Source organism: Adlercreutzia sp. DFI.6.23 (assembly GCF_024462535.1).
GTDB lineage: Bacteria > Actinomycetota > Coriobacteriia > Coriobacteriales > Eggerthellaceae > Adlercreutzia > Adlercreutzia rubneri.
In genome coordinates, this window is sequence record NZ_JANGBP010000007.1 from 87,182 (window position 1) to 107,118 (window position 19,937).

13 protein-coding genes are annotated in these 19,937 nt (G+C 62.6%); 8 read left to right on the plus strand and 5 right to left on the minus strand.

Translation table 11 applies throughout. The annotated features are described in order from the left end of the window. Positions 1 to 109 precede the first annotated feature (109 nt). Positions 110 to 1,672: an FAD-dependent oxidoreductase gene (locus NE591_RS08305; protein WP_114539557.1), complete on the minus strand. Its 1,563-nt coding sequence runs from the start codon at positions 1,670 to 1,672 to the stop codon at positions 110 to 112. Between the two features lie 297 nt (positions 1,673 to 1,969). Between NE591_RS08305 and NE591_RS08310 the strand changes: the two genes are divergently transcribed. From NE591_RS08310 to NE591_RS08320, 3 genes are all read left to right on the plus strand, one after another. Next, positions 1,970 to 3,313 carry a helix-turn-helix transcriptional regulator gene (locus NE591_RS08310; RefSeq protein ID WP_173112104.1) on the plus strand — a complete coding sequence of 448 codons (1,344 nt, stop codon included), beginning with the start codon at positions 1,970 to 1,972 and terminating at the stop codon, positions 3,311 to 3,313. A gap of 401 nt (positions 3,314 to 3,714) precedes the next feature. Beyond that, a complete protein-coding gene (locus tag NE591_RS08315) occupies positions 3,715 to 4,386 on the plus strand; it encodes a vancomycin high temperature exclusion protein (protein WP_114539559.1) in 672 nt (223 codons plus the stop codon). A gap of 190 nt (positions 4,387 to 4,576) precedes the next feature. Next, positions 4,577 to 5,677: an AAA family ATPase gene (locus NE591_RS08320; protein ID WP_173112107.1), complete on the plus strand. Its 1,101-nt coding sequence runs from the start codon at positions 4,577 to 4,579 to the stop codon at positions 5,675 to 5,677. Positions 5,678 to 5,756: 79 nt separating this feature from the next. On the opposite strand, the gene NE591_RS08325 is transcribed toward NE591_RS08320, so the two are convergent. Next, complete coding sequence (locus NE591_RS08325; protein ID WP_114539561.1) at positions 5,757 to 7,367, minus strand: helix-turn-helix transcriptional regulator; 1,611 nt, start codon at positions 7,365 to 7,367, stop codon at positions 5,757 to 5,759. Positions 7,368 to 7,508: 141 nt separating this feature from the next. Between NE591_RS08325 and NE591_RS08330 the strand changes: the two genes are divergently transcribed. The 3 genes from NE591_RS08330 (at position 7,509) to NE591_RS08340 (ending at position 12,674) form a co-directional block, all read left to right on the plus strand. Then, complete coding sequence (locus tag NE591_RS08330) at positions 7,509 to 9,185, plus strand: FAD-dependent oxidoreductase (protein WP_173112109.1); 1,677 nt, start codon at positions 7,509 to 7,511, stop codon at positions 9,183 to 9,185. Between the two features lie 144 nt (positions 9,186 to 9,329). Continuing rightward, positions 9,330 to 10,751, plus strand: a complete 1,422-nt coding sequence (locus NE591_RS08335) for a helix-turn-helix transcriptional regulator (RefSeq protein WP_114539563.1) — start codon at positions 9,330 to 9,332, stop codon at positions 10,749 to 10,751. A 171-nt stretch (positions 10,752 to 10,922) separates the two neighbouring features. Further along, entirely contained in the window at positions 10,923 to 12,674 is a 1,752-nt protein-coding gene (locus NE591_RS08340; RefSeq protein ID WP_173112112.1) for an FAD-binding protein, read from the plus strand. Positions 12,675 to 12,779: 105 nt separating this feature from the next. Here the strand turns inward: NE591_RS08340 and NE591_RS08345 are convergent, their stop codons facing one another. Next, the gene (locus NE591_RS08345) at positions 12,780 to 15,458 is read right to left on the minus strand and encodes an RNA helicase (protein WP_173112116.1); all 2,679 of its coding nucleotides are present in this window, start codon (positions 15,456 to 15,458) and stop codon (positions 12,780 to 12,782) included. A gap of 230 nt (positions 15,459 to 15,688) precedes the next feature. On the opposite strand from NE591_RS08345, the gene NE591_RS08350 reads away from it, so the two are divergent. Beyond that, positions 15,689 to 17,038 carry a Na+/H+ antiporter NhaC family protein gene (locus NE591_RS08350; RefSeq protein WP_256156571.1) on the plus strand — a complete coding sequence of 450 codons (1,350 nt, stop codon included), beginning with the start codon at positions 15,689 to 15,691 and terminating at the stop codon, positions 17,036 to 17,038. On the opposite strand, the gene NE591_RS08355 is transcribed toward NE591_RS08350, so the two are convergent. Together NE591_RS08355 and NE591_RS08360 are read right to left on the minus strand one after the other, a co-directional pair. Continuing rightward, on the minus strand, positions 17,017 to 17,802 hold the full coding sequence (locus NE591_RS08355) for a DNA/RNA nuclease SfsA (protein ID WP_227070707.1): 786 nt from the start codon (positions 17,800 to 17,802) through the stop codon (positions 17,017 to 17,019). The genes NE591_RS08350 and NE591_RS08355 overlap by 22 nt on opposite strands. Before the next feature lie 220 nt (positions 17,803 to 18,022). Continuing rightward, positions 18,023 to 18,967: a gamma-glutamyl-gamma-aminobutyrate hydrolase family protein gene (locus NE591_RS08360; protein WP_231699585.1), complete on the minus strand. Its 945-nt coding sequence runs from the start codon at positions 18,965 to 18,967 to the stop codon at positions 18,023 to 18,025. Between the two features lie 486 nt (positions 18,968 to 19,453). Between NE591_RS08360 and dtd the strand changes: the two genes are divergently transcribed. Beyond that, a complete protein-coding gene (gene dtd, locus NE591_RS08365) occupies positions 19,454 to 19,900 on the plus strand; it encodes a D-aminoacyl-tRNA deacylase (protein ID WP_256156572.1) in 447 nt (148 codons plus the stop codon). Positions 19,901 to 19,937: the final 37 nt, after the last annotated feature.

Here is a 19,937-nt window from a genome sequence, read left to right on the forward strand (position 1 = left end):
CAAAATAGGGGATCGCGCGAGACGAAGAGAAGCCGCCGCAGCGGGGAGGGGAGGCTGCGGCGGCGTTGGGGAAAGGCGCGTTTGAGGCGCCGGGAAATGATACGGGAGCCTACTCGGCTGCGGCGTTCGTACCTGCGGCACGGCCCGAGAAAAAGCACCAAAGCATCGAGGAGCCGCTGCCGAAGTACTGGCCGAAAATCAAGTTGCTGCAAAGGCCCGCAGCGTAAAGGCCCGGGATAACGGCTCCCTCGGAGTCGATCACGTGAAGGTCAAGATCGACGCGCAAGCCACCTTGGGTCATATAGTACGTGTTCTCGGCGCTTGCATCGTAGGCGTAGAAGGGTGCTTCGTTCAGAGCGACGACGTGCTTCGGTTCCTTTCCGAACTGGAAGTCGATGCCGCCCTCGGCCATGTCGTTGTACGTGGCGACGGTGTGGGCGAGAGAATCGGCGTCAACGCTGATCGCGGCTGCGAGCTCTTGAATCGTCGCGCCCTCGGCGACGGGCGTCTGCTCGGCTTCGTCCATGATGGACTTCAGATTATTGCCAACGATGAGGTAGGCGTGCTCGCCTCGCTGGACGATGCGCTTGCCAATGAAGGCACCGTACTCGTCTTCGGCGGTAAAGCGCAGCCCGTTTTCATCGACCAGGATGCCTTCGCAGGCACGGTCGTTGATCGTGTACACGGAGAAGCCGATCTGGGTTTCCGACATGCCCTTGAGATCGGCGCCGATCTTCTGGGCCATCTGGATGCAGCTGCCGTCTTCGTTGGGGTTGGTGACGGGCCAGCCGGGATTGGCCTTGTAGGGAAGGTGGTCGCGCACCTTTTCCTCGTTGGACGTAAAGCCGCCTCCCGCCAGGATGACCGCCTTGTTCGCCTTGACGTTCTTGGATCCTCCGTCGTAGTCGGCGCAAACGCCGATGACTCGACCGTTCTCATCGGTGATCAGGCTGGTGGCAACGGCCTCGTACAGAACTTCGGCGCCGGAGCCTTCAACAGCCGCCTTCAGGGGACGGAAGAATCCCATGCCGGTCGCCTCGGGCTGGGCCACATGACCGCGAGGAGCCGGCGTGGCCACTTTCTGCGCTTCGCGAGAGAGCTCGTTGCCCGTATAGCCCAAGCAGATGCCCTCTTCGCCATCGGGGAGGTGGGCCTCAAGGACTTCTCCAGAGAAGTCGATGCCTTGCTCGAGGCACCAGTTGTAAATGTCCTCGGATTGCTCGGCGATAAGCTTCAGGGCGTCGACGTTGGCGGAGGGGCCGGCCATCTGCATCATGTAGTTGAGGAAGTTCTCGGCGCTGTCCTCGATGCCGTGCTCCTTCTGCAAAGGGGTTCCGCCCAAGTAGATGAGACCACCGTTGAGAGCGGTAGAGCCGCCGCCAACGCTGGATGCCTCAAGGATGACGACTTCGGCACCGGCCTTGCGCGCCTCGATGGCGGCTGCCGAGCCGGCGCCTCCAAAACCTACCACGACGATGTCGGTCTCTTTGTCCCATGTCACAGAATCGGCAGCAACGCCCGTGCTGGCGAGATCGTCTTTCGCGCCAGACGGGGCGCAGGCCGCAAGAGCGCCCATGGCTCCTACGCCTGCTCCTGCAAGCACCGTCCCTTTAAGAAATGACCTTCTGGAAAGCTCTCGATCAGTCGGATGCACCATATCCCTCTCCTTCATGCGGGTCTCCTTTCACGAGCCTGTAATGTTGTTTGTGCCGTCTTGTTCGCAGACGACGCGGGATGCATGGTAGGGCGTCGGAAGGGAAGTTCGGTACGCTCAAAACGGTGGAACGTGCCGTTTGCAATAGGTACAAAAGGGGTGAAACGAAGGGTTTAGGGCTTCCGGGCTTATCTTTGCGGGGGAGTGTCGAGGGTTTTTCGGCTATGATGGACCGTGCCGTGAGTAGGCGTTGGGGGTAAGTTTCAGCCGGAGTGACGGCGCATCTCGATCTAAGAAAAGGCGGGTGATAGATGTATGGAGGCGGGGAAGGATCTCGTCCCGTTGCTGCTCTCTGCTTTGGCCTTGGGATCGCTGCTGCTTTGGAATTTCCTTATCGGGCGCTTGGCATACTGGACGGGTGCGGAGCAGTATTCTTCTCTTGGAATCGCGTTTGTCGTGGCTTGGCACGTTGCCCTCGTGCTCTCTCTGCTTTCACTTTCCCTGTTGGGGTGGCGCCTTAATAGTCTGCGGGGTGTCTGGATCGTCTGTGCAGTGATGGCGGTGCTCGATGCCGTGCTTTGCGGGATGCGCTTAGGGATCGCCGACTTCCATTGGCTGGAACTGGGCGCCGCGTCGTTGCTTATCGGCATTCGCTATGGGATAGGCTTCGCTTGCTGGATTGTCTTTTGTGGCGGTTGGTCAGGCCTCTCGCTGCTTAAGGCGGGAGCCGGGGCGCTCCTGGTTACCGGGGGCGCCTATGGAGCCATTGACTTATTGGGAATGGCGGATGCTCCGCTTGTCCCCTTTGCTTTTGGCTGCCTCACGGTAGCGTCCCTGGTTTTGCTCTCGCGTTATTGGTCAGATGCTGGGGCACGAAGAGAAGTCGTTACGCGCGGATTCGCAGAGGCAAAGTTACCATCACTGGTTCTTGTCGCCCTTCTCGCTCTTGCTATGCAGATGGTTACTGTGACGCTTCCCCAGCTTTCCGAATGGGGCATAAGCACGGTCGTCGCAGGGGCTATGCTGTTCGTGCTCGTTGCGCTTAAGGCGAAAGTCGTAGCCGATGACGTTGCTGCCTATTTCTTCATCGTGGGGCTCGTGAGCGCACTGATTGGGGTTATTCTCGTGTTCGATTGGTCGCATTCGCGCATTGCGCAAATAGCTTCCATGACGATTTTCTGGCTGCTGTTCATGCTTCTGTTCGTCGTGTTCTGCAACAAGAATGGGACGTTGGCGGGCTTCAGCTCTCTTCGCCTGTCGCTGCTGTACGTGGTCGTGATGTACTCCTCCCTTACCGCTGGCCTTCCGCTGGCCCATTTTCTCAGTTCGACGGGTGTGGCCAATGGCCTCGTTGCGGCCTCGCTCTTGGTTATCTGCTCGTTGCTCATTGTCATTCGTATGGTTCTTCCTCCCAAGGGGCGAAAGACGGAGATGTCGGGCTCTTCGGACATCGAGGGGTTTGCTCAGGCGTATCATCTCGCAGAGAGGGAGGTCGAGGTGCTGGGCTTTCTGATCAAAGGCTATACGCTGAATGCTATTGCCGACGAGCTGTGTCTTTCCCCGAACACGATTAAAACCTATCGCACCAACTTGTACCGAAAGCTTGGCGTCAGTAGCAAACAAGGTTTGGTCGACAAGTTCTACGACGAGCAGCGCTGACGTTAGCGCAAGCGTTCTGGCTGGCAATTTTGCATTTCCGAAATAGTCCGAAGAGCTGTCCTCTTTTGCCCTCCGGTCGGCGAAGGTGCCGATTTCTGCACGAGATTGCCGTTTATGAGCGTCAAGGGGGGTGGCAGTCGCTCGGTTTTATCGAATGCCGCTAGTTCTGCTGATTTCTCTTGCGTCCAGGGCGCTCATAACCGTCGATTTCGTGCACTAACAGTCCACTATGCTGACGGGCCGAGCAGGCGATTCTTTCGCGGTGCGCGCCTTCTGGGGGGCGGAGATCTTCTCAGCCGGCTTTAAAAAGGTTTTGAATGCCACTTATGTTTTCCTTAACTCGATTCCTCTTGTCGTACGGACGCGGTATATTCGTCCCAGATGGCAAAGGAAGGTGAGACGTGGACACGTGGCTTAAGCGAATCGGGCTGGGAGTTCTGGTGCTCGCCATTCTCGGCGCGGTGGCGGTCTTCGCGATAGACGCCCATGTGCAGACGACGGCGGGTCCGCGCATCGTGACGGCCGATGAGGCGGCCGTCCTCGGCAACGTTGATTGCGTGCTGGTGCTCGGATGCGGGGTGCATCCCGACGGGTGTCCGAGTGACATGCTGGCGGACCGCATCGCCCAGGGCGTCGCGCTGTACGAGAACGGCACGTCGCCGAAGCTGCTGATGAGCGGCGACCACGGCCGGGCCGACTACGACGAGGTGAACGCCATGCGGGAGATGGCCGTGCAGGCGGGACTTCCGGCGGACGACGTGTTCATGGACCATGCGGGCTTTTCCACCTACGAGAGCATGTACCGGGCGCGCGATGTGTTCGGGGCGAAGCGCATCGTGATCGTTTCCCAGAAATACCATCTGTACCGTGCGCTCTACGTGGCGGAACGTCTCGGGCTGGACGCCTACGGAGTGTCCGCCGATCTGCGTCCCTACGCCGGGCAGGAGGCCCGCGAGCTGCGCGAAGTGCTGGCCCGAAACAAGGACTTCTTCACAGCGATCGTGCAGCCGCCCCCGACGTTTCTGGGCGACCCCATCTCGCTTTCCGGCAGCGCCAGCGTCACCGAGGGCTGAGATGGCAGGGCCGCGAACATGCGACGTGGAGGTGCGCGGTTATGGTGGAAGCCTTCGAGTTTTCGTCCTATGGGCCAACGCGTGTGGTTGCGAAAGCTACTCTCCATACGATATAGTGCCTAAGTGAAATATTGTGAAACAAAGTGAAAACTTGTGAAATAAAGTGAAAGATCGTGAAATGGAGCAAGCTATGGTGAAGCTGGCACACAATCCGTTCACTCCAACTTTCGGGTGCGTGCCTCCCGAACTTGCAGGGCGCGATACGCTCATCACGGACATCCTTGAGGGACTGGACAACGCGCCGGGCGACCCCAACAGGGCAACTATTTTCGTGGGCGCTCGCGGAACGGGCAAGACGGTGCTTCTCACGGCCGTTGCCGAGCGGGCCGAAATGCGGGGGTGGGTCAGCGTCAATGTAACCGACCGATACGGAATGCTCTCGGAGATAATCGTTCAGCTTCGCCAAAAGGCATCTCACCTTCTTACTCCTGAAACATACTCATGGCTCTCGGAAATACATGTCCATGGCGTGGGGTTCACGCGAACCAAGGAGGAGGCGCCTTCTACATGGCGTGCGGATATGACGAAGGCCATCGGCGAACTCAATGAGAAAGACACGGGCCTTCTCATAACCGTCGATGAAGTGTCGGCGCAATCCGATGAACTTTCAGTTCTCATTGATTCGTTCCAGCATTTCGTCCGCGAGCGTCGGGACGTCGCACTGCTTTTGGCCGGGCTCCCGCACAACGTCTCAACACTCATCGATGTGGACGCGACCTCGTTTCTCCGCAGGGCGTTCAAGCACTCGATGGATCAGATATCCGCAACCGATACCTCTTACGCCATTAAGGAGACGGTGGAGGGCGCTGGAAGAGGAATCGCCGTTGATGCGCTCAAGGTGGCTGCTGATGCTTCGGAGGGTTACGCCTTCCTCATACAGCTTCTTGGTTACCATGCTTGGCGGCAGCATCCCGAGAGAGGGGTCATTACTCTCAAAGACATGGAACAGGCTGTGGCTTTCGCCCGAGATGATATGTATCGCATGGTGCTTGAGCCGACGGTGAACAGCTTGAGCGAAAGAGAGCTGGAGTTCCTCACTGCGATGGCGGAAGGCGAGGGACCCCACCGTGTTTCCGACATAGCTGGTCTCATGGGCATCAGCGAAAACAATGCGACAAAGATTCGTGCGCGTCTTATCGAGCAGGAAATCATCGGGGCGCGGCGAAGGGGCTTCGTAGATTTCGACATGCCCATGATTCGCGACTATTTAACGAAGGGCCAGTACATTTAAACTCGATACTCCGGCTTTTGGGACAGAGGCTGCTCTGTACGACTGACACTTTTGGCTGACGGCATGGCCGGTACTGTTACTAGTCGGAGCCCTCTATGCGGTCGATGAGCTCTTGGCGGCCGCCGGTGATGTTCATCTTGGCGTAGATGTGGCGCACGTGGGTCTGCGCGGTGCTCTTGGCGATGAACAGCTCGTCGCAGATGTAGGGGATGGAGCGCCCCCGCAGAAGGAGCGCCGTCACCTCCACCTCGCGCGGCGACAGGCCGTAGGTCTCGGCGGCCGCATAGAGCCGCGCTGCTGCATCGGCGCCTCTGCCTTCGGAAGCGGAATCCGTCCCTGCGCTTGATGAAACTGGGGCAGAGAAGGGCACGCCGCCCATCGCGGCGGTCTCGTGGGCGTAGCGGGAGCCGTCGGCCATGCTCCACGCAAGCACGACGAGCATGAACAGCGAGACGATGCTGACGGCCGCCGGGTAGCCGAAGCTGAGGGGGACGCGGTAGAGGGTCCAGGCGGCCAGCTCGCCGAGCACGATGCCGGAAAACAGCAGCATGAAGCCGAAGGCGCAGGTGGGAATGGGTGCCGCGCTCCAGCGCTGGGCCATGTTCCCCATGACGATCCAGAGATACACGAGGAAGCAGCCGAAGCCCGCGAAGGCGACGGCCATGCAAGGAATGGCCCCGGCATCGCCCACGAAGGGTAAAAGTAAAAAGCCGACGGCGACGAGGGCGGTGGCGGGGCGGTAGGCGGTGCGCGGGCTCTCGATGCGGATGCGCTTCACCAGATAGAGGGTGAGCACGGTTTCCGAGACGAGGAGGGCGCCCACGTTGGCGATTCCCGGCAGTACCGAGGCCATCCATGCGAGTTCGACCTCGGGAAGCACGTGACCAGCTAGGACGAACAGGGCGCCGTAGACAACGATGGCCAGCGAGAGCTCGGGGCCGAAGAGCCGTGTGAGGTCGGGATGACCGGCGCTGGAGCAGGGTCGGGTTTCGGCTTCGGCCGCGGCGATCGTATCGGCTTCGGCTTTGCCGCCGCCGTTTTCTGCACCCGTTTCGGTCGTGCCGCCAATTGTCGGGAAAGAATCGGTCTCATCGCCTGGAGCGGGGAAGCGGTCTATGGTCATGGCGAGGAACAGGGAGGTGGGTGCGAGCGCGAGCGCGACGGCGAAGGAGAGCGGGGCGGGGAGCAGCACGACAATCAGGTAGAGCGCCCCGCCGGCGAACATGGCGGCTACGGTCGCCACTACCCGCTTGCGCAGGCGCACGGCGGAGAAGGGCGCGGCCCATCCCAAAATGAGGCCCGCAAGGCCGCATCCCACGCAGAGCCCCGCGACTACCGCGAAGATGCCTCCGGCGATGCTCTGGTGCAAGATAGCGCCTATGGGCGACAGCACGGCGGACATCGCGAGCGGCGGGACGGAAGGGCTGCGCCTCTCGACGTCGCAGAGTTTTCCCGGACGTCGGCAGGCAATGGCCGCCAGCCCAAAGGCGAGCACACCGCCGACGACGATGCCGCTGCGCCAACTGAGGCCGGCTCCGATGAAGGTGGACGCGGTGGAGAGCACCGGCGAGATGGCGACGAGCAGCACCCAGGCCACGGCGCATCCGCAGCCAACGGCCAAGCGTATGTCGCAGCTTTCCTGAAAGTTGTCCCACCAGCGGGCGAACATGGCCACCACCTCCAGTGCCATAGTGTCACATCAGGGGTTTTCTCGTCAATCATCACTTTTTACCGATGGCTTTGACGTGGGAATACTCGTTTCATGCCGATAGACGGCGTGGCTGTGAGGCGCCATGATGGGACCATCGACCAACCGAAAAGGAGGGACATCATGACTACCGAGAACATGAAATTGAGCCGTCGCGGATTCCTGGGATTGGGGGCCGCTGCCACTGCTGCCGCGGCTGCGGCCGGGCTTGCGGGCTGCGCGCCCAAGACCATGGCCGAGACGGGCCCGGCCGAGCCTGAGGGCTACACGTGGGAGACCGCGCCCGAGCCCATCACCGAAGTGGATGCCACCGAAGAAACCGACGTCGTCGTCATCGGCGGTGGCATAGCCGGCTTCTCGGCGGCGTGCTCGGCGGCTGAAAAGGGCGCAAAGGTGGTGCTTCTGGAGAAGACAGGCGCGGGCCAGTTCCGCGGCATCGACTACGGCGCCATCGGCGGCAAGCTGCAGCTGGAGGCCGGCATCGATCTGCGCGACCGCAAGCAGGATGTGCTGCAGGAGGTGCTGCGCTGGGGTGATCATCGGGGCGACTACCGGGTGGTGAAGGCGTGGGTCGATCATTCCGCCGAGGCGCTGGATTGGGCGGCCGACATGCTGACGAACCATGGCATCACTATCGCGCCCATGCCTATGGAAATGCAAGTCATTCCCGACGCTTGGTACGAGCATTACGCCACCGATGCCTTTCAGATCGTGCCCACCGACGAACTGATCGCCGAAGGCGGCGAGGCTGGCTACGAGCCCCCCTTCGCCATCGGCTGGGCCAAGGCGTTCACGGCCTACGCGGGCGAGCTCGGCGTCGATGTGCGATTCAACACCGAGGCACTGCAGCTCGTGCAGGACGAGGCCGGAGCGGTGGCCGGCGTCGTCTGCGAAGACAAAGCCGGCGTGACGCGCATCGACGCGAAGGCGGTCGTTATGGCCACCGGCGGCTACGGCAACGACGAGGAGATGATGGACGCCTTCATCCCCGGCCACGCCGAGGACGTCCACAACATCTCGACGCCGCCCCACAACACCGGCGACGGCATTCGCATGGGCGCCTGGGTGGGCGGCGCCATCGACGAGGCGCCCCACTGCCCCATGTACTTCGACGAGGGCGTGGAAGGCCTGGAGCACATGCCCTCCATCCCGCTGACGCGTCAGCCGTGGCTGTACCTGAATGACTTGGGCGAGCGCTTCTGCAACGAGGACATGCCCTACGCTTTCGTCTGCCGCGCCCACAACGCCCAGCCGCGACACATGAAGTGGGTGTTCTGGGACAGCAAGTGGGAGATCGACGGGCCGGCCATGGGCATGGTGGTCTGCAAAGACTTCCGCTCGCCTCTGCACAACCCCGAGGAGATCCAGCAGTTCATCGAAGAGGGCACTATTCTTTCGGCCGACACTATCGACGGCTTGCTGGCGAAGATGGAGGGCATCGACGCGGAGACGGCCAAGGCGTCCATCGAGCGCTACAACGAGCTGTGCGCCGCCGGGGTCGACGAGGACTTCGGAAAGCGCAGGCAGTGCTTAAGTTCGCTGACGGAGCCTCCCTTCTACGGCGTGCATGCCGGCACCACGCTGCTGGTGACCATGGGCGGCCTGAAGATCAACGAGAACCAGCAGGTCATCGACGCCGATGCCCATCCCATCGAGGGCCTGTGGGCCGCCGGCAACTGCTCGGGCAGCTTCTTCTTCGGCGATTACCCCATCACCATCTCGGGTGCCAGCCACGGCCGCGCCTGCACCGGTGGCCGCCGCGCCGGCCAGTTCGCCGCCGACCGCGCCCTGGGGGCGTAGCGGCGCGACGGCGGGTCGTGCGCACTATGGCTCGCTGTTTTCGCCTAAATTGATTCCGAACTGTACCCTCCCCATTGAGGGGCTCCGACCAAGTCGGAGCCCCTTGTGTGTGTGGTACACTGACGGCGCGGGAAGGGGAGGAACATGAAAGAAATCAAGCTCAAAGATATTGTTGCGGCCTCGCTTTGCCAGTTTGGGGCGTTTCTCTTCTTGACGACGTTTATCTTTCGGCCTGAGGTGCTCACGTCCTACCAGTCCGGTGACGCGCTGGCCTTAGGGCCATTGCCCTCGGCGCTGGTCACTATCGTCGCTATGGCTGTCTTCGGCGTTATTTGCGTCGCTGCGGCTGTGCGTGAGGCCGATCACTTTGAGCGGGCTCTGTCCGCCTTTGGTTTCGCGGTGCCGTGCCTCTCCCTTGCTCTGCTGCTTGTTCGTGCGCCGCTCGTTCCTCCGCTGGTCTCTGCGCTGTGCGGGAGTGCCTGTGTGGTGCAGGCGTTCGGATTCGCTCGCTCCAACACGCTCGGATTCGGCGCCACGCTGCTATCGGTTGGGTTGTGCCTGGCGGTGGCTGCCGTCGCTTCCGAGCTGTCCTACCGCCTGTTCCCGCTGCATCTTTACGGAACCATGGCCGTGGCCGGTGTCATGGCGGTTACCGGTGCGGTTCAGCTGGGGGCGTTTTGCCGTAAGGGCTGGCGGGCTGAAGCTGACGATTCCTCCGACGGTGACGCCGGCCGGGCGCTTACGGCAGCGGCTCCGGCGCTGTGGGAGGGCCTGTTCTGCGCCGCGAGCCTCGGCCTTACGTGGAATGCCGTCGATTTCCCGGGCACCCGTGGGCATGAGGCGTTCTTCGCGGTAGGAGCTTTTGCAGCCGTCCTCGCATGGCTCTGCCTCTGGCTCGCTTGGCGGCGCATTCGCCGAGCCGACGTCGTCGTGTATGCTGCGGCTCTGCCAGCTCTTCTCTCGCTCTTGCTGTATATTTTCAGCGAAGGAGCTCTGCTGCCCCTTTATTTCGCATGCGCCGTGGCAAGCGAGCTGTTCCTGCTAGCGCTTTTGTGGGCGAGCGCCCTGGCCGTCGACCGGTCGCTGCGCCATCCAGGGCTGGTGGCCTGCGTCTATCTCGTCGCCTTCGCTGCTCTTTTCGGGTTCTTCATGGTGGTTCAAGCGGCTGTGCCCACCTTTGTCGTGCAGAAGGTGATGCCGTGTCTCGCCCTACTCTTTCTCGCCTACCTTGTCGGCTACGGGGCGTTTCGCGGCCACCGCGTACCCGCGGCGACTGCAGAAGGGGAGGAGGGCGCCGGCGCCGCGCCCGTCGATTTCGCCCGGGCGCTCGATGAGCGCTGCGCCGTCGTGGCGCGGGAGTGGGGCCTCTCGGCGCGGGAAGGCGAGCTTTTGCCGCTGCTCGTCATGGGCATGAGCGCTACGGAAGTTGGGAGTCGGCTGTTCATCGCGCCCCAGACGGTAAAAACTCACCGCTACCGCATCTATCGCAAGGCGGGAGTGGGCACCCATGCCGAGCTTGTGGAGCTGGTGTCCCAGAGCACCGCGTCATCCGAGGGCTCGCAATAGCACGAAATCTACCAGGGGTTTCTCTTCTTTAATACCATTGGCCGACAGACAAAGCGCGGGATGCGGGTGTACGTTCCCTCTGTCTTTTTCGCCAGGACGCGATGCGGATGGCCGTTGCGGGACGTATTCCCGGCCCCATGCGCCGCGCGTCTCGAACGTAGGAGGGAACCTATGGGAAACTTGGATCGCCGCAGCTTTTTGAAGGGTGGCGTGGTGGCTGCCGGTGCGGCCGCCTTCGCCGGCGCGCTCTCGGCTTGCGCGCCGTCGGCGCCGCAGGAGACAGGCGCCGCTGATGAGACGCTCGCGACGACGGGCGAGGCCTGGTACGGCAGTCCCGCCGATCCGGCGACTTTCGACGTGGTCGATACTGTCGATTGTGAAGTGCTCGTGTGCGGCCTTGGGGCCGGCGGTATCACGGCCGCGGCCGCGGCAGCTGAGAAGGGCATGAACGTCATTGCCATCGAAAAGGGTGCCGGTCACGGCAGCATCAAGAGTGACATCGGCGTCATTGGCACGCGCATCGACACGGTTGAGGTCGATCCGCTCCAGATGCTGAACGAGCACACCCGTTACGCCAACGGCTGGTGCGATCCCCGCGTCACCCGTGTATGGGCCACCGAATCCGGCGCCACATTCGACTGGATCAGCGACTCCATCGCCGAGTTCGGCGCGACGCCCTATTTCGAATACGACGTGGACGAGGGTACCCACGGCGTGTGGCCGGTGTATCCCACCGATCACGGCTTCCACTACACCTATACCGAAGAAGAGCAGGCCAAGGCCGATGCGGCGGTGGCCGAATCGGGTGACCCGGCGGCTGCCCAGGGCATTCTGCCCCAGGTGGGCGACTACATGCTGAAGAAGGCCGAGGAATGGGGCGCTGATTTGCGCTATGAGACGCCGTTTGTGCAGCTGGCCCAGGACGAAAACGGCAAGGTGACCGGCGCCTATGCGAAGATCGGCGACGGATACGTGCTCTTTAACGCTAGCAAGGGCGTCATCCTGGCCACGGGCGGCTATGAGGCTAACCCCGATCTTCTGGCTGAGCTGAATCCGGACGCCGCGGCCATCGGCGGCGTGTCCATGACCCAGGCGGGATGCGAGGGCGAGGGCATCAAGGCCGGCATTTGGGCCGGCGGCATGAAAGACGAGATTCCCACGCTCATGACCTTCGCTCGCGCCGCCGTGGCGCCTGATGCCGAGCTGGGGTATCCCTACCAGGGCATGACCTGCTGGATCGGCGACCAGCCCTTCCTCAAGGTGAACCTCGACGGCGCGCGGGTCTGCTGCGAGACGGCTCCCTACGACTACCCGCTGCACGTGGCCGCGCTGCAGCCCGAGTACAAGCTCGCCAGCATCTGGGACAGCGACTATCAGAACCAGATCGTCGCCTTCCACACCATCGGCTGCTCGCGCATCAATATGTCCGATACGGTGGATGCGGCCGGCGTGCCTACGGGCGAGGGGCTGTCGTTCCCGGCCTGCGATATGATGATCGGCGCGGCCATGGAGGCCGGCATCGTGCAGCAGGCCGATACCATCGAGGAGCTGGCGGAGAAGCTGCGCGTTGACCCTGCGGGGCTTACGGCCACGGTGGAGCGCTACAACGAGCTGGCGGCCAAGGGGGTCGATGAGGACTTCGGCAAGCCTGCCAAGGATCTGCTGCCCCTCTCGAAGCCCCCGTACTTCGGCGCGTTTTTCGGCGGCCACGTGCTCTGCACGCTGGACGGCCTGCGCATCGATGAGCACATGCGCGTGCTGAACACCGAGCGCAAGCCCATCGAAGGCCTGTACGCCGTGGGCAACTGCTCGGGCAGCATGTACGCGGGCAGCTACCCCGAGTTGTTCATCGGCAACGCCAACGGCCGTACCATCACCCATGCCCGCCACGCCGTCATGCACATCGCCGGCGAGGTGAAGTAGGGGGCGCGAGCGTCCGCGCAGCCAAACCCTCCCTCTCGGAAGCCCCCGACCTCCGGGGGCTTCCGTTGTTCCCGTCGCTTGACGGGCCGAATCCGGAGAAGCTTCCTACTCCGCCAAGTCTTCCACAAAGCCCACGCGGTAGTTGCGGAAGATGACTTCGCCCTGCTCTTGGGTGGCGTCCAAATCAACGTCGGCTTCTATGCGGAAGTCGCCGGCGTCTTCCTCGTCCAGGAAGATCTGGCGGACGTGCCACAGATGCGCTTCAGCCTCCGGGCTCTCGTCGATCATCAGGTAGGCGGCGGACCGCGCGTCGCCGTCGAGGCGGATCTCGTTGTGCTCGGCGAAGTAGTCGTCCAAGGCCGCGTTCCAAGCGCGCTCGCCGAAGCCCCACTCCTCGTCAAGGTTGCCCAGCTCGCGGGTGCGATCGAGCGCGGCCAGGCGCACGCGGGCAAACAATGCGTTGCGCACCATGACCTCCATGCCGTGACGGTCGGCCACCACGGCGCCCTCCGCTTGCGGAGGTGCGCCCGCTTCGGGCAGCTCGCCGGCGCTCTCCCACGCATCCACCAGCGACGAGTCGGTGGTGCGCACCATGAAGCCGAGCCAGGCGATGATGTCGCGCAGGCGGTCGTCCAGCGCGTCGGGCGGCAGCGTGCGCACGAGCACGCGGAAGGCGTCGGACAGGTAGCGCAAAAGCGTCCCCTCCGACTTCGCGATGCCGTAGCGGCCGATGTAGGTCTTAAAGTCGCTCGCCGTCTCCACCATGTCGCGCAGCACGCTCTTGGGCAAAAGCTCGTAGTCGCGCGCCCACGGCACGCCCTGGCAGTACAGTTCGAAGGCGCGGTCGAGCAGCTCCTCCAAGGGCTTGGGATAGGTGATCTCGGCCAGGCGCTCCAGGCGTTCCTCGTATTCCACGCCGTCGGCTTTCATTTCGGCCATGGCGGCGTCGCGGGCCTTGCGCTCCTGGGCTCGCAGCACCTTCGCCGGGTTCTCCAGGGTGGCCTCTACGAGCGAGATGACATCCAGGGCGTAGTCGGGGCTCTCTGGATCCAGCAGATCCAGCGCCGCCAGCAGAAACGGCGAAAGGGGCTGGTCAAGGGCGAAGTCCTCGGGCAGCTCCACCGTGAGCTCGTAGGAAGGCCGGCCCTCGGCGTCCTCGCCGCGCACCACCACGCCCGCTTCCAAAAGCGTGGAGAATATCTCGTCGGCCCGCGCGTTCAGCTTGATCTTCTCCTCGGGGGTCTGGGCCGAGTCGGCGATGAGCTCGTGCACGTTGGTCCAGGCGTCGCCCCCGCGCGATACCACGGACAGCACCATGGAGTGGGTGATGCGCATGCGGGGCGTCAGCTTCTCCGGCGGCTTCTCGATGAGGTGCTCGAAGGTCTGCTTGTTCCAGCTGACGAAGCCCTCCGGCGGCTGCTTCTTCTTCACGCGGCGCTGCTTCTTCGGGTCGTCGCCAGCCTTGAGCATCGCCTTGTGGTTCTCGATCTCGTGCTCGGGGGCCAGCGCCACCACCATGCCCTCGGTGTCGAATCCGGCGCGCCCCGCGCGGCCCACGATCTGATGGAACTCGCGGCTGCGCAGCCGGCGCATCTTCTGCCCGTCGAACTTGGTGAGTTGGGTGAGCACCACGGTGTGGATGGGCACGTTGATGCCCACGCCCAGCGTATCGGTGCCGCAGATGACCGGCAAAAGCCCCTGCTGGGCGAGGCGCTCCACCAACAGCCGGTAGCGCGGCAGCATCCCCGCATGGTGCACGCCCACGCCGGCGGCCAGCAGCCGTTGCAGAATCTTGCCGAAGGGGGTCGTGAACTTCGTGCCCTTCATGGCCTGTTTGATCGCCTCGCGCTGGGCCTTGTCCGACACGCCGTAGCTGGCCAGCGCCCGTGCGTTCTTCAGCGCCTCGTCCTGGGAGAAGTGCACGATGTACATCGGCGCCTCGCCGGCGCGCAGGCCCAACTCGACGGTGGCTTCCAAAGTCTCGAAGGTGTAGTCGTAGGACAACGGCACGGGGCGCGGCGCGTCGGTCACCAGGTCGACGGGGCGCCCGGTGCGCTCCTCTAGCGCGCTCGCGATGTCGGTCACATCGCCCAACGTGGCGCTCATCAGCAAAAACTGCGCGTTCGGCAGCGTGAGCAGCGGCACCTGCCAGGCCCAGCCGCGGTCGGGGTCGGCGTAGAAGTGGAACTCGTCCATCACCACGCAGGCCACCTTCGACGCAGGGCCCTCGCGCAGGGCCTGGTTCGCGAGGATCTCCGCCGTGCAGCAGATGACCGGGGCCTCGGTGTTGATGGTGGTGTCTCCCGTGATCATGCCCACGTTCTCGCGGCCGAGGATGTCCACCATATCGAAGAACTTCTCGGACACGAGGGCCTTGATGGGGGCGGTGTAGTAGGCGACGCGCCCCGTGGCGACAGCCATGAAGCACAGGCCCAGAGCCACCATGGACTTGCCGGAGCCGGTGGGCGTGCCCAGAATCACCGAGTCGCCGACGGCTAAGTCCATGAGGGCGTCCTCTTGGTGGGGCCACAGCTCCATGCCGCGGGCGTCCACCCATTCCAAAAACACTTCCAGCGCCTCGTCGGGCGTGAGCACGTCGCCCTCGCCGGTTTCCGCCCAGGGGAGGAGCCACCCCAGCGAGCCGGGCTCGAAGGGGTCCACGGGTGCGGCGGGGTTGTCGGCGTCGGCGCGGGCTTCACGCGCGGCGGCCTCAGCGGCGATGTCCTCGGGCGTCTCGTAGACGCCCTCTTCGGCGGGGGCGGTGTTCTCAGCGGTATCGGTCATGGGGTTCCGTTCTGACGGCGCGATCGTTCGCCATCTATTATAAGTAAGCCCCGCGCATCGAAGATGACGCATCGGCAGCGGTTCCCGTGGTGTAGTATAGGCGCTTACGAAAACAAGGAGCCGCTGGTGCAGAGGGCGAGTCGCGGGCGAATCGGATCCCCGCGAACCCGCCACGCCGGGTGTGGCCTCCGCAGCGCAGGGATGCGCGAAGACGAGAGTTGGGGTTCGACGTGAAAAAGGGAAATGTGGCGGCGCTTCTGCCCATCGGCGTGTTCCTCGTGCTGTATCTGGGACTTGGCATTCTGTTCGAGTACGGCATGGGCATCTCCATGGGGTTCTACAACATCCCCATTGTGGTGATCTTCCTGGTGGCACTTCTGGTGGCGTGCTTCCAGAATCGTAGCCTGTCCTTCGACGACAAACTCGTCATCATGGGGCGCGGCATCGGGGACAAGACCATCGTCACCATGATCCTCATTTTCATGGCGGCCGGTGTGTTCGTGGGCACGGTGGGGCGCGATTCAGCAGAGTCGGTGGCCTATCTCATGCTGTCGGTCATTCCTGCCGAATACTCCGTGGCGGTGCTGTTCGTGGTGAGCTGCTTCGTGTCGCTTTCCATGGGCACGTCGGTGGGCACCATCACACTCATCACGCCCATCGCCGTGGCGGTGTCGGCAGCCTCGGGGTTCAGCCTGCCGCTATGCGTGGCCTCCGTTATGGGGGGCGCTATGTTCGGCGACAACCTGTCGTTCATTTCCGACACCACCATTGCCGCCTGTCAGGGGCAGGGTTGCCAGATGAAGGACAAGTTCCGCGAGAACTTTAAGATCGCGCTGCCGGCGGCGTTGGTGACGTTGGTGATCATTCTGATGCTGTCGCTGGGAACCGATATCTCCGGCACGGTGCAAAACGACTACAACCTGCTGGAGCTCATCCCGTACCTCATCGTGCTTGTGGGCGGCATCGTGGGCATCAACGTGTTCATCGTGCTTCTGCTCGGCATCCTGTCCGGCTCCATCATCGTAGTGGCCGAGGGCGCCGTCGCCGCCACCGATCTGCTCGGCAACATGGGCACCGGCGCCGCCGGCATGTTCGAGACGACCATGGTGGCCGTGCTCGTGAGCGCCATCTGCGCGCTGATCCGCGAGAACGGTGGCTTCGTGGCTCTTCTGAACGGCATCAAGCGTCTGTTCCGCAGCCGGAAGGGCGGCCAGCTCGGCATGGGCCTGCTTGTCGGCGCTATGGACATCGCCACGGCCAACAACACCGTGGCCATCGTGATGGCCAACCCCATCGCCCACGAGATGGCCGAGACCTACAACGTCTCAAGGCGCAAGACGGCCTCCATTCTGGACACGTTCTCGTGCGTCTTCCAGGGGGTCATCCCCTATGGCGCCCAGATGCTCGTGGCTATCTCTGCCTGCACCGAGTTGGGCTTTCAGGTGTCGGCCTTCCAAATCATGCCGTTTCTTTTCTACCCGTTTTTCCTGCTGTTAAGCTCGCTTGTGTTCATCTTCTTCGTGCCGGACGACCGCGGCTACGTGCCGGACCATGCCGCCTACCATTCCTCCAACTCGTAATAGCGTTTGAGAGTCACGCCCTCGGGGGTCACTTCGAAGTCGGCCTGCCAGAGCTCCACGCCGGCTTCCCGGCAGGCGTCCACCGTGGCGAGCACTTCCTCGTAGGTGGTGCCGTGGTAGAAGCGGAACCCGAAGTTGTCGTAGTAGAGGCAGTAGAGGATGGCGGCCCGCTCGTGGTCAGCCAACGAAGCGGCCAACTCGCGCAAATGGCGCAGGGAGCGCTCGGTGGAGCTGAAGGGCGCCTCGGGCAGCCGCGGCACGTAAGGCGGGATGTCCGTCTGCATCTGCACGAGCGGCGTCTTCACTTCCAAATACAAGTCGTCGTTCACGAGGAAATCGAGGCGCGAGTCGCCTAAAGGCACCTCACGGCGTACCGTGCGAACGGGGCCGGTTATGGCTGCGAATGCGCCCTCGCGCAGGAAGTGCTCCACGTAGCGGTTCGACGCGTTCTGGTTGATGCCGATCCAGCGCTTGTCGGGATCGTCCGGCTGCTGCAGCGAGAAGGCCTCCACCGTGAGCGGCATCTTGCGCTTGGGGTTGCGGGAGTCGGACACAAGGCACGGGCGCCCCGCCAAGTCCAGGCCGCCGATGCGCGATACCGCCGGGCAGTGGCAGCGCACGATGCCCGATGGCGCGCTCCCTTCGTCGGAGGTTCCGAAGTCGACGTCCATGATGAACCGGTTCGGCCGCGCGAGAATGACGCCCTCGCGCAAGGGCTCGGGGAACGGAAGAAAGACGTCTTGCTCTTTATCGCGTGATTCCATGGGCACCTTGCAAAAGTTTTAGAGATAATGGTCACAAAGTCGAGTTCTGGGTTTTTCTGAGCCCTAATATGGCGCTCGGCATCTTCGAATTAGTTGAATAACGTTAATTACGGTATCATTCAAGCGCTTAAACGCGGTGAATATTAGGGTAAATCTGTGCTCCAGAAACCCAGAACTCGACTTTGTGACCAAAAAGAGAAATGTTTTTGCAGGCAGGAGGTTATGAGCTCCGTGCGTCGCGGTGGTGGGCTGCGGCGGCCAAGGCGTTGAACAGGCCGTGGTGGCGATCGAGGTATTCCGGATGCCATTGCACTCCCAGGAAAAAGGGCTTCGCAGGATCCTCCACCGCTTCCACCACCCGATCCTCGGAGCGGGCGGCGACAAGCAAGGCGGGGGCCACATGGTCGACGCCCTGGTGGTGCATGGAGTTCACCTCGAAATCCCCCGATGCGCTCACCACCGATTCCAGCAAGCTGCCCTTGGCGATGGTGACCTTGTGGGATATGCCGTAATAGGGCGGGTTCTGGCGATGCTGCTTTTCGGTGACGCCGCAGTTGTACAGGTCGCGATAGAGGCTGCCGCCGAGAGCCACGTTCATGACCTGCATGCCGCGGCAAATGCCCAAGGTGGGCAGGCTGCGCTCATGGGCGAGGCGGGCGAGCTCCAGCTCGAAGCCGTCGCGATCCTCGCAGACGGCGAGCAAACCGTCCAGGCAGGGGATGGGCGGGCGTCCCGTGGCAGACAGCACGTCGCGGCCGTCCAGGGACTCCACCGTTTCCACGGCCGAGGTGCCATCCATGGCCTCTTCGAAGGTGCGGTCGGGCACGTAATGGCCGCAGAAGGGAACTTTTGCTCCTGTGGAGCGGCAGTGGGAGGAGGAGCCGCAGCCCATGGCCGCAAGATCATCGAGGCCCAGCGCATCGCGATTCTTGGCCGGGTCGGGTACGTAGTAGCGCGGATGCACGTCGCCGCCTCCGGTGATGAGCAGGCCGTCCACCAGCTCGATGACGTGGCGGGCGTGCTCTCGGTTTGCCTCGGCGCCCCCGGCGATGGGGGTGAGGAGAATGGGCACGGCCCCGGTAGCTGCCACGCGGTTGATATATTCCACATTCACACGCTGAAAGCCATCGGCCTCGTTCAGCGTTGTTGTAATTCCAATGATCACGGGATTGTTCCTTTTGTTGCTATCGCGGCGAGTTGGCAGCAGATACGCCATTGCCTCTTCGGAGCTGTCTTGTTGCAATAGAACATACCACCGACTGCGCCTGTGCACAATCCAAGATTACCCGCATGGCTTGGCTTGGGAAGGAGAGCGGTTGTCAGACGATCTTGGTGCTGGAAATGAGGGCTTTTTTCGAGTTGTTAGACTCTGCGTTGATTGGTTTGCGGTTCAAGCAGCGGAAGGCTAACAAAATCCAGGGAGGTATTATCGCAAAACGTGTATTCTGATTGCAGATGGGGACAGCTGGATTTATCTTGCCGTCGAGGATAGCTAACAAGTCGAAATTCTTGCACAATGTCGAGTGCAAGATTCGCCGGATTAGAGCAGTTGGTACGTGCGAAGTATCTTTGTCTGGAAAATGCTTCAAGAGCGAGGTGCTATGCGAGCATATCTTAGTGCTGAGGAAAACATGAAGAGAGGAGAGCGGCTATGCGAGCGGTAGTGCAATGCGTGAGCGAGGCGTCGGTGACGGTGGAGGGTCGCGCGGTCGGTGCCATTGGGAAGGGGTACGCCATTCTTCTGGGCGTGGGCCACGGCGACACCGAGGCCGAGGCGGAGCGGCTGTGGCGCAAGATCGCCAAGATGCGCGTTTTCGAGGACGCCCAGGGCAAGACGAACCTGAGCTTGGCCGATGTGGGTGGGGAAGTGCTCGTGGTGAGCCAGTTCACGCTGTACGCGAACTGCCGCAAGGGGAATCGTCCCTCGTTCACAGACGCGGCCGAGCCAGCTATCGCCCGGCGGCTGTACGAGCACTTTGCCGATCTGGCCCGCGCCGACGGCTTCACGGTGGCGACGGGCGAGTTCGGGGCCATGATGGACGTGGCGCTTGTGAACCACGGGCCGTTCACGGTGGTGCTTGACACCGACGCGCTTTAGCGGGGGGCGGCCCTCGCGAAGAGGAACAATCCCGCCA